Genomic DNA, 14,294 nt, shown 5'->3' with positions numbered 1-14,294 from the left:
ACCGTCAGACATCCTTTAACGATCCGTCCAGTGAGGCGGAGAAGGAGGTCGCTGTATGAGCGTGCCCGAAGGGTCTCGCCCATCCGATCTTGCAGGTCCAGGCAGCGCCAAGGCATCCGCTGGTGCCGAGGCAAGTAGTGAGACCCGTGAATTGTTGTCCGCCCAGGATGTGGGCCGGACCATCGCGCGGATCGCTCACGAGATCATCGAGAAAACCGCACTCGACGGACCCGAGGGAACAGCCCCTCGTGTGGTCCTGATCGGCATCCCGACGCGCGGAACCACCCTCGCCACGCGACTGCGCGCCAAGATCGAAGAATTCTCCGGTGTGCGTCTTCCCATCGGATCTCTCGACATCACGCTCTACCGTGATGATCTCCGCACCAAGCCGCATCGCCCGCTCGAGCGCACGTCCGTCCCCGAAGGTGGCGTCGACAATGCTCTGGTCGTCCTGGTGGACGATGTCCTCTTCTCCGGTCGCACCGTGCGCTCCGCCCTCGATGCGTTGCGCGATCTCGGTCGCCCCCGGGCCGTCCAACTCGCAGTGCTGGTCGATCGCGGTCATCGCGAACTGCCGCTGCGCGCCGACTACGTCGGCAAGAACGTCCCGACCGCGAGGTCAGAAGACGTCAAGGTTCTCCTCCAGGAACACGACGGCAGGGAAGCGGTAGTCATCTCCGGAGGTAAGAGCGCGTGAAGCACCTTCTTTCCATCGCGGACCTCGATCGTGAGTCCGCGGTAGAACTTCTCGACGAGGCAGAACGCTTCGAGCAGGCGCTGCTGGGTCGCGAAGTACGCAAACTCCCGACGCTGCGCGGACGCACGGTCATGACGGTGTTCTTCGAGAACTCGACGCGCACCCGGGTGTCCTTCGAGGTGGCCGGTAAGTGGATGAGCGCGGACGTCATCAACGTCAGCGCATCGAGTTCCTCGGTGTCCAAGGGTGAATCCCTGCGCGATACCGCGATGACCCTGCGCGCGGCCGGTGCCGACGCTCTCATCGTGCGGCATCCGGCTTCGGGTGCCGCCCATCAGATCGCCAAGTGGACCGGAGCGGCCGACGACGGTGGCCCGGCAGTCATCAACGCAGGTGACGGCACGCATGAGCATCCCACTCAGGCGCTTCTCGACGCTCTGACCTTGCGTCAACGTCTCGGCGACATCGAGGGCAAGCGGATCGCCATTGTCGGCGACATCCTGCACAGTCGTGTGGCCCGCTCCAACGCGTTGCTTCTGTCGATGCTCGGCGCCGAGGTTGTCCTCGTTGCCCCGCCGACTCTGCTGCCGATCGGTGCGCACACGTGGCCGGTCACGGTCTCGCATTCGCTCGACGCCGAACTGCCCGGACTCGACGCGGTGCTGATGCTGCGGGTCCAGGCCGAACGCATGAACGGCGGCTTCTTCCCTTCGCAGCGCGAGTACTCGATCAACTACGGCCTGTCCGAGAAGCGACTGGCGATGCTGGCCGATCACGCGGTGGTCTTGCACCCCGGTCCGATGCTGCGCGGCATGGAGATCGCATCCGCCGTCGCCGATTCCTCGAAAACTGCTGTACTGCAACAGGTTACCAACGGCGTACACATGCGCATGGCTGTCTTGTTCCGACTGCTGGTCGGGTCGGAGGACGGTGCGCTGTGACCAGAAACGAGAACGGAGAATCACCCGTGAGTGTCCTGCTCCGCGGAGTCCTGATCTACGGAGAAGGTGAGCCCACCGACGTCCTCGTCGGCGACGGCACGATCCTCGAGATCGGCGTGGACCTCGATCCGGCCACGGCATCCGAGGTGATCGATGCCGGCGGGCAGATCCTGCTTCCCGGCTTCGTGGACCTGCACACCCATCTACGTGAGCCTGGTCGCGAAGACACCGAGACCATCGAAACCGGAAGCTCCGCGGCCGCTCTGGGTGGATACACCGCGGTCTTCGCGATGGCGAACACGAGCCCCGTCGCCGATTCGGTGGTCATCACCGATCACGTCTGGCGACGCGGACAGGAAGTCGGCCTCGTCGACGTCCACCCCGTCGGCGCAGTCACCGCAGGCCTGGAGGGCAAGCAGCTCGCCGAGATGGCGACCATGGCCGCAGGCGTCGGCAAGGTCAAGATGTTCTCCGACGACGGTCACTGCGTCTACGACCCACTGATCATGCGTCGCGCGCTCGAATACTCCAGCTCGTTGGGCGTCCTGATCGCGCAGCACGCGGAAGAACCGCGTTTGACGGTCGGTGCGGTCGCCCACGAGGGTCCCACGGCCGCGCGTCTCGGACTGGCCGGTTGGCCGCGAGCAGCCGAAGAATCGATCGTGGCCCGTGACGCACTGCTCGCGCGTGACGCCGGCGCCCGCGTTCACATCTGCCACGCATCCACCGCCGGAACCGTCGAACTCGTGAAGTGGGCTCGCAGCCAAGGGATTTCGATCACCGCCGAGGTCACCCCGCATCACCTGCTCCTCGATGATTCACGTCTCGAGACGTACGACGCCATCAACAAGGTCAACCCGCCACTTCGTGAGGCCAGCGATGTTGCTGCCCTGCGCAAGGGTCTGGCCGAGGGCATCATCGACTGCGTGGCCACCGATCACGCTCCGCACGCCGAGCAGGACAAGTGCTGCGAATTCGCGGCCGCCCGCCCCGGAATGCTCGGCCTCGAGACCGCGCTCTCGATCATCGTGCAGACGATGGTCCAGCCCGGCCTGTTGGACTGGCGCGGTGTTGCGCGGGTCATGAGCGAGCGCCCGGCGGCGATCGTCGGGCTCGACGATCAAGGCCGTCCCATCGAGGTGGGGGAGCCCGCCAACCTGACATTGGTCGATCCGTCGGCCGAGTGGACGGTCCACGGACCCGACCTGGCGAGTGTCGCGCATAACACTCCGTACGAGTCGATGACATTGCCCGCACGGGTCACGACCACACTGTTACGTGGCCGCATCACCGCACACGACGGGAATGTGCGGCTGCGGAGTAGCGAGGAGTAGCGCGTCATGGACAGAGCACTGTGGATCATCGGTCTGGCGATCTTCTGGGTCGCGATGATCGGCCTGATGTACGTCGGTTGGCGTGGACGCGCTCGACGCCAGAAAGACAAGATCGGCGAACTGCCGACGGTACCGGCAACCCTGGGGGAACTGCTCGTCCTGCCGACCACCGGCCTGTACGTCGGTAGCACCATCGCACCCAGTTGGCAGGACCGCATCGCCGTCGGCGACCTCGGTTTCCGCGCCACCTGCGAGATCAGCCGCTACAGCGGCGGAATTCTGGTCGAGCGTGACGGTGCGTCGGCCATCTGGATTCCGGAGAAGTCGATCCGTGCGATCCGCACGGAGAACGGTCTTGCCGGCAAGGTCATGAGCAAGGACGGCGTCCTGGTGATTCGCTGGGAATTGCCGAGCGGAACCGAGATCGACACGGGCGTGCGCGGTGACGACAAGACGGTTTATCCGGACTGGGTCAAGCCGGTAACTGCTTCGAACAAGACTGCTTCGAACAAGACTGCCTCGAACAAGACGAATGACAACGAAGACGCAAGCTCTGGCGACATCGAGCAGAACGGAAAGAACGCATGAGCGGCTTTGGCGACAGCCCCGCAGTACTGGTCCTCGAAGACGGACGGGTGTTCCGCGGAACCACCTTCGGTGCGGTTGGACAGACCCTGGGCGAAGCGGTGTTCAGCACCGGCATGACCGGCTACCAGGAAACGCTCACCGATCCCAGCTACCACCGCCAGATCGTGGTCTCCACCGCGCCGCAGATCGGCAACACCGGCTGGAACGACGAAGACGACGAGTCGGTCGGACCGACCGGCGAGAGTGCCGGTGCCAAGATCTGGGTTGCCGGGTACGTCGTTCGTGACCCCTCGCGCGTCACCTCGAGCTGGCGTGCAACCGGTTCGCTGCAGGCCAAGCTCGAAGAGCAAGGCATCGTCGGAATCGCCGGGATCGACACTCGTGCCCTGGTTCGCCACCTGCGTACTCGCGGTTCGATGAAGGCAGGCGTCTTCTCCGGTGAAGCCATCGCCGCCGATGACGAACTGGTCCGACGGGTTCAGGATCAGCCGACCATGCTCGGCGCCGATCTTGCCGGTGAAGTCAGCACCACCAGCGGCTACGTCGTCGAGCCGAAGGGCGGGGAGGCGCTGTACACGGTTGCCGCGATCGACCTCGGTATCAAGACCAACACCCCGCGCATGTTCGCCGAGCGCGGTATCCGCGTCCACGTGTTGCCGTCCAATGCGAGTCTCGAACAGATCCTCGACCTCAAGGCCGACGGAGTGTTCCTCTCCAACGGTCCCGGTGACCCGGCCACCGCCGACGGCGCAGTGCACCTGACGAAAGAGGTCATCGGACAGGGCTTGCCGCTGTTCGGTATCTGCTTCGGCAACCAGATCCTGGGCCGCGCACTCGGCCTGAGCACGTACAAGATGAAGTTCGGCCACCGCGGCATCAACATCCCGGTGATCGAGCATCAGACGGGTCGCATCGCGATCACCGCGCAGAACCACGGCTTCGCACTCGAAGGTGAAGCCGGCCAGGAATTCGACACCCCGTTCGGTCGCGCCGTGGTAAGCCACACCTGCGCCAATGACGGAGCCGTCGAAGGTGTTCGCCTGCTCGACGATTCGGCCTTCTCGGTGCAGTACCACCCGGAGGCGGCAGCCGGCCCGCACGACGCTGCGTACCTCTTCGACCGCTTCACCAGCCTGCTCTCCGCACGGAAAGAAACCGGAGTCAAGAACTAATGCCACGCCGTACAGATCTCAAGCACATCTTGGTAATCGGCTCCGGTCCGATCGTCATCGGTCAGGCCTGCGAGTTCGACTACTCGGGCACCCAGGCTTGCCGCGTCCTCCAGGAGGAGGGCCTACGCGTCAGCCTGGTCAACTCCAACCCGGCCACCATCATGACGGACCCCGAGTTCGCCGACGCCACGTACGTCGAGCCGATCACGGCCGAGTTCCTCGAGAAGGTCATCGCCAAGGAAGCGTTGCAGGGCAACAAGATCGACGCCGTCCTCGCGACGCTCGGCGGTCAGACCGCTCTCAACGCCGCTGTGGCGCTGCACGAGCAGGGCATCCTCGAGAAGTACGACGTCGAGCTGATCGGCGCCGACTTCGACGCCATCCAGCGCGGCGAGGATCGCCAGAAGTTCAAGGACATCGTCGCCAAGGTCGGTGGCGAATCCGCGAAGTCCGCAGTTTGCTACACGATGGACGAAGTACACGCCACGGTCGCCGAACTCGGTTACCCGGTTGTCGTGCGTCCGTCCTTCACCATGGGCGGCCTCGGTTCCGGCATGGCGTACGACGTCGACGATCTCAACCGCATCGCCGGTGGCGGTCTGGCCGCGTCGCCGACGGCGAACGTCCTGATCGAGGAATCCATCCTCGGCTGGAAGGAATACGAACTCGAGCTGATGCGCGACAGTCGCGACAACGTCGTGATCGTCTGCTCCATCGAGAACGTCGACCCGGTCGGTGTCCACACCGGAGACTCCGTCACCGTCGCTCCGGCGATGACGCTGACCGACCGCGAGTACCAGGCGATGCGCGACCTCTCCATCGACATTCTGCGTGAGGTGGGCGTCGACACCGGCGGCTGCAACATCCAGTTCGCGATGGACCCGGCCGACGGCCGCCTGGTTGTCATCGAGATGAACCCGCGTGTTTCCCGCTCGTCGGCGCTGGCGTCGAAGGCGACCGGTTACCCGATCGCCAAGATGGCCGCCAAGCTTGCCATCGGCTACACGCTCGACGAGATCGTCAACGACATCACCAAGGAAACCCCGGCTTGCTTCGAGCCGACACTCGACTACGTCGTCGTCAAGGCTCCGCGGTTCGCTTTCGAGAAGTTCCCCGGTGCCGACGGAACCCTGACCACCACGATGAAGTCGGTAGGCGAGGCCATGAGCATCGGCCGCAACTTCACCGAGGCTTTCGGCAAGGTCATGCGTTCACTCGAGACCAAGCGTGCGGGTTACTGGACCGGCGCCGACATCGAGACGGAGAGCCTGGACGCCCTGCTCGCCGATCTGAGCGTTCCGCAGGACGGCCGCATGTACGGCATCGAGAAGGCATTCGCCCTCGGCGCAACTGTCGAGCAGCTCTTCGACGCCACCAAGATCGATCCGTGGTTCCTCGACCAGTTCCAGCAGATTCACGAGCTCGGTGAAAAGCTTCGCGCTGCAGAGTCTTTCGACGAGGCTGCCCTGCGCCAGGCCAAGTACCACGGCATCTCGGACCGCCAGATCGCGGCTCTGCGCCCCGAACTCGGTGGTGACACGCACGCAGGTGAGGACGCCGTTCGCGCTCTGCGTGATCAGCTTGGCGTGCGCCCCGTTTACAAGACCGTCGACACCTGCGCCGCAGAGTTCGAGGCCAAGACGCCGTACCACTACTCGACCTACGAGCTTGATCCCGAGGCCGAGTCCGAAGTGGCTCCGCAGACCGAGCGACCCAAGGTTCTGATCCTCGGATCCGGCCCCAACCGCATCGGCCAGGGCATCGAGTTCGACTACTCGTGTGTCCACGCTGCCCAGACGCTGTCCGAGGCCGGGTACGAGACCGTCATGGTCAACTGCAACCCCGAGACCGTCTCCACGGACTACGACACCGCTGATCGCCTGTACTTCGAGCCGCTGACATTCGAGGACGTCTTCGAGGTCTACCGCGCGGAGGCGCAGTCGGGCACCGTTGCCGGCGTCATCGTCCAGCTCGGCGGCCAGACCCCGCTCGGATTGGCGAAGCGCCTCGAAGCTGCCGGCGTTCCCATCGTGGGAACCAGCCCCGCAGCCATCGACCTGGCGGAGGACCGCGGCGAATTCGGTCGCGTGCTCACCGAAGCCGGTCTGCCTGCACCGAAGTTCGGTACCGCCACCACGTTCGACGGCGCCCGCGAGATCGCAGCAAGCATCGGCTACCCGGTGCTGGTGCGTCCGTCGTACGTGCTCGGTGGACGCGGCATGGAGATCGTCTACGACGAGGCTTCACTCGCCGACTACATCTCGCGTGCCACGGAGATCTCCGACGATCGTCCGGTCCTGGTCGACCGCTTCCTCGAAGACGCGGTCGAGATCGACGTCGACGCTCTGTGCGACGGCACCGAGGTGTACCTCGGCGGCGTCATGGAGCACATCGAGGAAGCCGGCATTCACTCCGGTGACTCGGCGTGCGCACTCCCGCCCATCACTCTGGGCCGGGCGGATCTCGAGAACGTCCGCCGCTCCACCGAGGCTCTCGCAAAGGGCATCGGCGTCAAGGGCCTGCTCAACGTCCAGTACGCACTCAAGGACGACATCCTCTACGTGCTGGAAGCAAACCCCCGCGCCAGCCGTACGGTTCCGTTCGTCTCCAAGGCGACGGCCGTCCAGCTGGCCAAGGCATGCGCCCGCGTCATGCTCGGCGAATCGATCGCCGACCTGCGCGCAAGCGGCATCCTGCCGGCGACCGGCGACGGTGGAAACACCCCGGCCGGTGCACCGATCGCGGTCAAGGAAGCTGTGTTGCCGTTCAACCGCTTCCGCCGCGCCGACGGTACCGGCGTGGATACCTTGCTCAGCCCGGAAATGAAGTCCACCGGTGAAGTCATGGGAATCGACTTCGACTTCGGTACGGCTTTCGCCAAGTCGCAGACGGCCGCCTACGGGTCGTTACCCACCACAGGCGCGGTGTTCGTCTCGGTCGCCAACAAGGACAAGCGTTCGCTGATCTTCCCGGTCAAGCGCCTGGCAGATCTCGGATTCACCATCCTTGCCACCGAAGGAACCGCAGATGTGTTGCGGCGCAACGGTATCGAGTGCAAGCAGGTGTACAAGCAGTCGGGTGAGGATGTTCCGGCCGGTGCCGAGACCATCGTGTATCGACCCGCATCCCGCGCTTCTCGACGCGTGGGGACTGCCACGTACCGCCGAAGGTCTGGAGACTTTCGCCGAGATCTGCGTCGAGGCCTTCACCGGTGAGGTTGGACTCGTCAAACCTCAGGTTGCGTTCTTCGAGGCGTACGGCAGCGCCGGCTTCGCCGTGTTGGAGCGGACCATCTCGGTTCTTCGCGATGCTGGAACGCTTGTCGTCGCGGACGCCAAGCGCGGTGACATCGGTTCGACGATGGACGCGTACGCGCAAGCCTGGTTGGGTGATTCGCCGTTGGCCTCCGACTCGGTCACCGTTTCGCCGTACCTGGGATTCGGGGCGTTGGCTCCGACACTCGAACTGGCAAGGCAGAACGCACGCGGGATCTTCGTGCTGGCACGAACCTCCAATCCGGAAGGCGGCGTACTTCAACAGTCGTCGGCTGACGGTGTGAGCGTGGCTCAGTCGATCGTCAACGCTGCGGTCGACGCGAACGCCGACGGACGCGACACCGTCGGACTGGTGGTCGGTGCAACTCGGGACCACGGTCTGGACCTGTCGCAGTTCAACGGCCCGATTCTCGCTCCGGGGCTCGGCGCGCAGGGTGCGACGGCAGCGGATCTCGCAGACATCTTCGCGGGATCGACCGAGCTCCTGCTCCCGAACACTTCCCGTGGGGTGCTCAAGCATGGTCCTTCGGTATCGGCACTTCGGGAGGCAGCAATGCGTGACCGAGACGAGATCGAAGCCGCATTGGCGCACTGATCCGTGAGTGACCTCGAGGCTCGTTCGAGCGGTGGAACCCGGTGGTACCGTCCGTCGGTGAATCGTTGGTGGCAGATCGGACTTCTCGTCGCGGCGTGCGCGCTGCTCGCCACCGGGTTCCAATCCGTCACCGGCGTACACGGCGACGATCTCGCCGTGTACCGGACGGCAGGTCAAGCCGTCCTCGACGGCTCGAACCTGTACGACGAGTCGTTCAACGCGAGACTGCCGTTCACTTATCCGCCCTTCGCTGCGCTCGTCGCCGTTCCGGTCGCCTTGGGTTCCTGGGGTGCGGTCCAGTGGGGATGGAGTTTCGTCAGCCTCCTGATGCTGGCCGCGATCATCGTGCTCAGCTATCGCGAGGTCCCGTTCACACGTAGGCGGCCCGTCGTCGTCTACGTGGGTTTCCTGGTCCTGTGGACGGCGGCATCGCCGATCTCCGATCACCTCGGGTACGGGCAGGTCGGGTTGTTCCTGACACTTCTGTGCCTGATCGACGTGCTGGCTCGACCACGGTGGATTCCCGAGGGTGTGCTGGTGGGGATCGCCGGGGCCGTCAAACTGGTGCCTCTCGTCTACATCGGTTACTACGTGATCACCGGGCGTTGGAAAGCGGTTGCGGGCGCCCTCGCCGGCTTCCTCGGCGCCACGGCACTCGGCTTTGCCGTTCTCCCGCGACAGACGATCGACTACTTCGGTGACATCGCCTCACTCTCGGGGCGCGTCGCGGTCGGTGACCCGTCTGTGTTCGGTAACCAGTCCGTGCGTGGAATGGCCTTACGGCTACTCCCCGAGGGCCTGGTGGGTCCGGCATGGCTCGTCGCCTGTGCAGTGTTGGGTGTCCTCGGAATTGTCGCGACGCGGCGCGCTCAGCGCCTGCGAGGTGATCTTGCCGGTTTCACGGTGGTGGCTCTGCTGGCGGCAATCGTGACTCCCATTGCCTGGACCCACCACTTCGTGTGGTTGGTGCCGGCGGTGGGTGTGCTCCTCGTTCCGATCAAGTCGGGCGTGGGGGAGGACACCCGATCGGTACCCGCGTGGTCCTGGATCGCGATCGGCCTCACCGCTGCGGTCGTGCTGTTTCGGCTTCCTCGGGTCGGCGCGGACATGGATATCCCGGTCGTCGGCTTCGTCCTGGAGAATTCATTGCTCTGGGCGAGCCTCGCGGTAGTAGTCGCTCTGGCCGCCCCCGGCGTGAGCCGCACCGAACCGGACACGGTCGATGCCGACGATCCGAAATCGTCGATGCCGACCTGAAAACAGGCCGCGACACGCGCATGGGCGTCGAAAATGCTCGAAATTTTTGGATGTGTCGGCGACCACGTTCATTCCCGCAGGTAACGATTTCGCACACACGCATGGGGACGTCGCACCCGATGTATCGAAATGCTTTGTGTTACAGTCTATTTCGGTACTGTACGCACGTTCGTGTTGCGTCGAATCCGTCTCGATCCAGCCGAAAACGGCGACGATGTGTGACATCGATTCGACGCGCATAACCCACCGCGATCTGCATCGGACCGCGGGGGGTGGGTTAGCAATTCGCGCCAGGCGTGAGTACGGTCGCTATCGCTGCTGGTTATCAGCGGAATAGACAAAATTTGCACACGACGAGACGGAGGAACCGTGGCCCTTCCCCAGTTGACTGATGAGCAGCGCGCTGCTGCTTTGGAGAAGGCAGCTGCTGCCCGCAAGGCCAGGGCTGAGCTCAAGGAGCGCCTGAAGCGTGGCGGCACCGACCTCAAGCAGGTCCTCAAGGACGCCGAAGACAACGAAATCTTGGGCAAGATGAAGGTTTCGGCACTGCTCGAGGCGCTGCCCAAGGTGGGCAAGGTCAAGGCTCAGGAGATCATGACCGAGCTGGAGATTGCACCGACCCGTCGCCTTCGTGGCCTCGGTGATCGGCAGCGCAAGGCTCTGCTCACCAAGTTTGACTTCGAGGCCTGAGCCGACAAGTGATGATTGCTGACGCGGCAGTGTCTGATGATTGCTGACGCAACAGTGTCAGAGAGCAAGACCGCAGTGCGGAGGGGTCGGCTGGTTGTACTGGCCGGCCCTTCGGCTGTCGGTAAGTCCAGCGTCGTTCGCGAGCTGAGAACTCGGTTGCCTGAACTCGTTTTCAGCGTTTCGGCGACCACTCGCGATCCCCGTCCCGGTGAAGTGGACGGCAAGGACTACCGATTCACCTCCCGTGAAGAATTTCAACGGATGATCGACTCCGGTGAACTTCTCGAATGGGCGGAAATCCACGGCGGTCTACAGCGCTCCGGCACCCCGGCAGCGCCGATCGAAGAAGCGCTCGAAGCTGGAAAGCCCGTACTCGTCGAGGTCGATCTCGCCGGAGCACGAGCTGTCCGCCAGGCGATGCCCGAAGCTCTGTTGGTGTTCATGGCTCCACCGAGCTGGGACGTTCTGGTGCAACGGCTGACCGGACGGGGAACCGAAACGGAAGACGTCGTGGCACGCCGACTCGAGACGGCCCGAGTGGAATTGGCCGCGCAGGACGAGTTCGACACGGTCATCGTGAACGAGGATGTAAGCCGTGCTTGCGATGAGTTGGTATCCTTGTTGGTTGGGAACTGATTCCGCACCCTTCGGGAACCGATTTCCACCCCGTTTCTCAGATATCCGGATCGATAAAACTAGTTCTTCAATGAAGATCTAATTCAGGAGACACAAGAGTGAGCAGCACTTCAGCCGCGTCCGCAGCAGGTCAGGGCGCTCTGCCTGCCTACGACACCCCGCTCGGCATCACCAACCCGCCGATCGACGAGTTGCTCGAACGCACCTCTTCCAAGTACGCCCTGGTCATCTACTCGGCCAAGCGCGCGCGCCAGATCAACGACTACTACAACCAGCTCGGTGACGGCATCCTCGAATACGTCGGACCTCTGGTCGAGCCCGGTCTGCAGGAAAAGCCGCTGTCCATCGCGTTGCGTGAAATCCACGCTGATCTCCTCGAGCACACCGAAGGCGAGTGAGCACCACGTCTGCCGCACCCGAACCTCGTTCGGGTGTCGGGGGAGTGTCCGACGCGCCCACATCGATACGTAAGCGCATTGTCGTCGGTGTCGGTGGGGGTATCGCCGCGTACAAAGCGTGCTCGATCATCCGCAGCTTCACCGAGAGCGGTCATCACGTCCGCGTGATTCCGACCGAATCCGCTCTGGAGTTCGTCGGCCGCGCCACGTTCGAAGCACTCTCCGGCAACCCGGTTCACACCGGCGTCTTCAACGACGTCCCGCAGGTTCCGCATGTCCGCCTCGGACAGGAAGCCGATCTCGTTGTCATCGCGCCGGCAACCGCTGATCTGATGGCGCGAGCTGTCATGGGCCGCGCAGACGACCTGTTGACAGCCACCTTGTTGACCGCACGCTGTCCGGTCGTCTTCGCCCCCGCAATGCACACCGAGATGTGGGAGCACCCCGCAACGGTGTCCAACGTGGCGACACTGCGCTCGCGCGGCGTCCACGTGATCGAACCTGCCTCCGGGCGTTTGACCGGAAAAGACACCGGGGCCGGTCGACTTCCCGAACCCGACGAGATCGTCGGGTTGGCATCGTTGCTCCTCGAGCGCTCGGACGCGTTGCCGCGCGACCTGGAAGGTCGCCGCATCCTGGTCACCGCCGGCGGTACTCGCGAGCCGCTCGATCCGGTGCGCTTTCTCGGTAATCGCAGCTCCGGCAAACAGGGCTACGCGCTCGCCCGTCTGGCCGCCCAACGCGGCGCTCACGTCACGCTGATCGCCGGTTACACGGCCGATCTTGCCGACCCCGCCGCTGTCGACGTCGTGCACATCAAGACGGCCGAAGATCTCCGGTTGGCAGTGGAGAAGCAYGCACCGGGACACGACGGAGTCGTCATGGCTGCAGCTGTCGCGGACTTCCGCCCCACCACCGTCGAAGGCAGCAAGATCAAGAAGGGCGCAAACGAACCCGACTCGATCAGCCTCACCAGAAACGCCGACATCCTCGCCGGTCTCGTCGAAGCGCGTCGTGACGGCGATCTGGACGCTCGAACGGTGATCGTCGGATTCGCCGCAGAGACCGGTGACGCCCATGGTGACGTTCTCAGTTACGCCCGCTCCAAGCTTGCCCGCAAAGGTTGCGACCTCCTCGTGGTCAATGCGGTCGGCGAGGGCAAGGCGTTCGAGGTCGATCACAACGACGGTTGGCTGCTCGGTTCCGACGGCTCGGAGTCCGCGCTCGAGCACGGATCCAAGGCTTTGATGGCCAGTCGAGTACTCGACGCCCTGGTCAAGCTCTTCCCCGAGTAGCGACACGCGCCCGGTGGTGAGAGTTACCCCACGATAATCGGGTGAGCACAAGGGTGTTGCGCAGGCGGTCCAACCGTTATCGTCGGCTCAGCCCCCAGCTAACAAAGCATGACAAAACGGTCACCGAACGGTGATTCGGATACTTCAATAAGCTGTAGTCAAGAACTCAGTCGTCGAGAGGGAGATCTGTGAGCAAGTCCGGCAGTCGGCTATTCACCAGCGAGTCCGTCACCGAGGGGCACCCGGACAAGATCTGTGACGCGATCAGCGACTCGATCCTCGACGCGCTGCTCACCCAGGACCCRCGCGCCCGCGTGGCCGTCGAAACTCTGGTCACCACCGGCCAGGTTCACGTCGCCGGCGAGGTCACGACCACTGCGTACGCAGACATTCCGAAGATCGTGCGCGACACGGTCCTCGAGATCGGCTACGACAGCTCGGCAAAGGGCTTCGACGGTAACTCCTGTGGCGTCAACGTCGCGATCGGCGCTCAGTCGCCCGAGATCGCGCAGGGTGTCGATCACTCGCACGAGGCTCGCGTCGACGGAATCAGCGACGACGAGATCGACCGTCAGGGTGCGGGCGACCAGGGCCTGATGTTCGGCTACGCCACCACCGACACGCCGGAACTGATGCCGCTGCCCATCGCGTTGGCTCATCGTCTCTCTCGCCGGTTGACCGAGGTCCGTAAGTCCGGCGTGCTGCCGTACCTGCGCCCGGACGGCAAGACCCAGGTCACCATCGAGTACGACGGCGACAAGGCTGTCCGTCTCGACACCGTGGTCATCTCCACCCAGCATGCCGCTGACATCGACCTCGACAACCTGTTGACGCCCGATCTTCGCGAGAAGGTGCTTCACTCGGTGCTGACCGACGTCAACCTCACCGATCTCGACACCTCCGATGTTCGTCTGCTGGTGAACCCGACGGGCAAGTTCGTCCTCGGTGGCCCGATGGGTGACGCCGGTTTGACCGGCCGCAAGATCATCGTCGACACCTACGGCGGAATGGCTCGCCACGGCGGCGGCGCGTTCTCCGGCAAGGACCCGTCAAAGGTCGACCGAAGCGCTGCCTACGCCATGCGTTGGGTGGCCAAGAACGCTGTTGCCGCAGGTCTGGCCGACCGCATCGAGGTTCAGGTCGCCTACGCCATCGGCAAGGCGGCTCCGGTCGGCCTCTTCGTCGAAACCTTCGGCACCGAGAAGACCGATCCGGCACGGATCCAGAAGGCGATCACCGAGATCTTCGACCTGCGTCCGGGAGCGATCATCCGCGACCTCGACCTGCTGCGTCCGATCTACGCGCAGACGGCGGCATACGGTCACTTCGGTCGCACCGACATCGACCTCCCGTGGGAGAGCACCGATCGTGCCGACAAGCTGCGTAGCGCAGCTGGTCTCTGATCACTGACGTACA

12 protein-coding genes and 1 pseudogene are annotated in these 14,294 nt (G+C 64.1%); all 13 read left to right on the top strand.

The features are described 5' to 3' along the window. The first annotated feature begins 55 nt into the window (after nt 1-55). The 13 genes and pseudogenes from pyrR (at nt 56) to metK (ending at nt 14,281) form a co-directional block, all read left to right on the top strand. The gene (gene pyrR, locus AC1DWA_RS21415) at nt 56-697 is read left to right on the top strand and encodes a bifunctional pyr operon transcriptional regulator/uracil phosphoribosyltransferase PyrR (protein ID WP_020907698.1); all 642 of its coding nucleotides are present in this window, start codon (nt 56-58) and stop codon (nt 695-697) included. Then, on the top strand, nt 694-1,638 hold the full coding sequence (locus AC1DWA_RS21410) for an aspartate carbamoyltransferase catalytic subunit (RefSeq protein ID WP_046378533.1): 945 nt from the start codon (nt 694-696) through the stop codon (nt 1,636-1,638). The genes pyrR and AC1DWA_RS21410 overlap by 4 nt, the downstream gene beginning before the upstream one ends. After that, the gene (locus AC1DWA_RS21405) at nt 1,635-2,972 is read left to right on the top strand and encodes a dihydroorotase (protein ID WP_007728012.1); all 1,338 of its coding nucleotides are present in this window, start codon (nt 1,635-1,637) and stop codon (nt 2,970-2,972) included. Before AC1DWA_RS21410 ends, AC1DWA_RS21405 begins: the two co-directional genes overlap by 4 nt. A 6-nt stretch (nt 2,973-2,978) precedes the next feature. Next, on the top strand, nt 2,979-3,560 hold the full coding sequence (locus tag AC1DWA_RS21400) for a PH-like domain-containing protein (protein ID WP_020907699.1): 582 nt from the start codon (nt 2,979-2,981) through the stop codon (nt 3,558-3,560). Further along, nucleotides 3,557-4,732 (top strand): glutamine-hydrolyzing carbamoyl-phosphate synthase small subunit, encoded by a 1,176-nt coding sequence (gene carA / locus AC1DWA_RS21395; RefSeq protein ID WP_477846742.1) that lies wholly within the window; start codon nt 3,557-3,559, stop codon nt 4,730-4,732. The genes AC1DWA_RS21400 and carA overlap by 4 nt, the downstream gene beginning before the upstream one ends. Then, nucleotides 4,732-7,845, top strand: a pseudogene (gene carB / locus AC1DWA_RS21390) (carbamoyl-phosphate synthase large subunit); the annotation flags it as partial. The gene carA and the pseudogene carB, both read left to right, overlap by 1 nt. Further along, complete coding sequence (gene pyrF / locus AC1DWA_RS21385; protein ID WP_477917003.1) at nt 7,817-8,602, top strand: orotidine-5'-phosphate decarboxylase; 786 nt, start codon at nt 7,817-7,819, stop codon at nt 8,600-8,602. The pseudogene carB and the gene pyrF, both read left to right, overlap by 29 nt. A 57-nt stretch (nt 8,603-8,659) precedes the next feature. After that, entirely contained in the window at nt 8,660-9,859 is a 1,200-nt protein-coding gene (locus AC1DWA_RS21380) for a glycosyltransferase 87 family protein (protein WP_477846740.1), read from the top strand. A gap of 369 nt (nt 9,860-10,228) precedes the next feature. Continuing rightward, nucleotides 10,229-10,549, top strand: a complete 321-nt coding sequence (gene mihF / locus AC1DWA_RS21375) for an integration host factor, actinobacterial type (RefSeq protein WP_003944825.1) — start codon at nt 10,229-10,231, stop codon at nt 10,547-10,549. A gap of 36 nt (nt 10,550-10,585) precedes the next feature. Further along, nucleotides 10,586-11,185, top strand: coding sequence for a guanylate kinase (gene gmk / locus AC1DWA_RS21370; RefSeq protein ID WP_029255329.1), 600 nt, complete (start codon nt 10,586-10,588; stop codon nt 11,183-11,185). A gap of 98 nt (nt 11,186-11,283) precedes the next feature. Continuing rightward, entirely contained in the window at nt 11,284-11,583 is a 300-nt protein-coding gene (rpoZ, locus tag AC1DWA_RS21365; RefSeq protein ID WP_003944996.1) for a DNA-directed RNA polymerase subunit omega, read from the top strand. Beyond that, nucleotides 11,580-12,878, top strand: coding sequence for a bifunctional phosphopantothenoylcysteine decarboxylase/phosphopantothenate--cysteine ligase CoaBC (gene coaBC, locus AC1DWA_RS21360; RefSeq protein ID WP_020969581.1), 1,299 nt, complete (start codon nt 11,580-11,582; stop codon nt 12,876-12,878). The genes rpoZ and coaBC overlap by 4 nt, the downstream gene beginning before the upstream one ends. 188 nt (nt 12,879-13,066) lie before the next feature. Next, nucleotides 13,067-14,281 (top strand): methionine adenosyltransferase, encoded by a 1,215-nt coding sequence (metK, locus tag AC1DWA_RS21355; protein WP_003944827.1) that lies wholly within the window; start codon nt 13,067-13,069, stop codon nt 14,279-14,281. Nucleotides 14,282-14,294 lie beyond the last annotated feature (13 nt).

The organism is Rhodococcus sp. P4_F3_2 (assembly GCF_056401335.1).
Note: the sequence above shows the minus strand (reverse complement) of the source record. Positions and strands in the feature narration are given on the sequence as shown.